Below are 1358 nucleotides of genomic sequence, written 5' to 3'. Positions count from 1 at the left end.
CCCGGCAGCGAGTGCGGCGAGGCGTGCGCCCACTTCGGCGGCAGCCACGGGCTGCGTCCGCGCGTTCGGGGCGAGGTGCAGCGGCCCCACCTTCGCGTTCTCGAACATCTGGCCCGCGAACTCATGGAACTGCGTCGCGCGGAGGATGGTCCACGGCACGTGTGAGGCCTCGACGATCTTCTCCTGCGTGACCTTTCCTGCGTAGTAGTCGTAGGGGATGCGATCGATCCCGACGATCGACAGCAGTACGGCGTGCGAAACCCCTGCATCCGATGCCGCCGACAGCAGGTTCCCGGTCGCGGCGGTGAAGAACTCGATCGCCGCGCTGGCCTTGAGCGTCTGGATGCTCGCCACGTCGATCACCGCGTCCGCACCGGCCAGGGCAGCATCCAGACCCTGCCCGGTCACCAGGTCGACTCCCTGCGACCGGCTGAGCACGACCGCCTCATGTCCTGCGGCCCGCACCGCCTCCACGGTGTGCCGGCCCACGGTCCCGGTTCCTCCTGCGACGGCGATTCTCATGCGTGCTCCTTCGTCTTCTCGGTACATCCTTCTCCATGGCTGACCGGACAGGTGCGCGAAATGTGAGACGTCGGCGGAAACTGCTCGCTACGATTCCTCGGAGCGGATGACCGCTTGACCTTGTCCCGAGGGCAGAGAGCATCGTGAACCCTGTGAGCCACTCCATCGACCTCCTCAGCATCGGTCCCTTCTCCGAGGCCGCCCTGCTCTCGCCGAAGGCCCTGCGCCTCTACGAGAAGCGCGGGCTCCTGGTGCCGCATGCGGTGGACCCGGACAACGGGTACCGCTTCTATCGGATCGAGCAGGCGAGGACGGGACGGCTCATCTCCCTGCTGCGGACGGCTGGCATGAGCCTCGATGCGATCCAGGAGGTGATCGCGATGCCCGACGGCGACGCGGTCGCGGCTCTGGACGCGTTCCGGGATCAGGTCCGGACGGCCGCAGCCTCGACCGCCACGCTCCTCGATCAGGCACGTGGGCATTTCAGAGGATCACCGATGAACACGAAGTCCCTCACGACCGACATCCGCCCTGAGCAGGCGGTGCTCAGTCTGCTCGTCACGACGTACGTCGGCGAGCTCGACGAACGCATCCGAGAGGCGCACGAGCGGTTGAGCGCGCTGGCGGCCGAGCGCGGTCTCACCGTCCCCTCCGACGCGTTCGGCATCTTCCACGCCCCGATCACCGCCGACAGCGACGGCCCCATCGAGGTGTGCCTTCCTGTCGACCGCGTCATCCGGGACACCCCGGAGGGCATCCGGAGCCATCGACTCGGCGGCGGTGCGGCCGTCGCCGTCACGGTCGAAGGCGACGACACGGCGTTCCCCGCGATCCTC

General features: G+C 68.0%; 2 protein-coding genes. One reads left to right on the top strand and one right to left on the bottom strand.

The features are described 5' to 3' along the window. Positions 1 to 522, bottom strand: a 522-nt coding sequence (locus ACNPM4_RS12045; protein ID WP_448985847.1) for an SDR family oxidoreductase, incomplete at its 3' end; no start/stop codon positions are given. A 152-nt stretch (positions 523 to 674) separates the two neighbouring features. On the opposite strand from ACNPM4_RS12045, the gene ACNPM4_RS12040 reads away from it, so the two are divergent. Beyond that, positions 675 to 1358 (top strand): MerR family transcriptional regulator (locus ACNPM4_RS12040; protein ID WP_448985846.1); only part of this gene is annotated, 684 nt, incomplete at its 3' end.

Source organism: Microbacterium umsixpiens (genome assembly GCF_053543675.1).
This window is presented reverse-complemented; position numbering and strand designations above follow the sequence as displayed.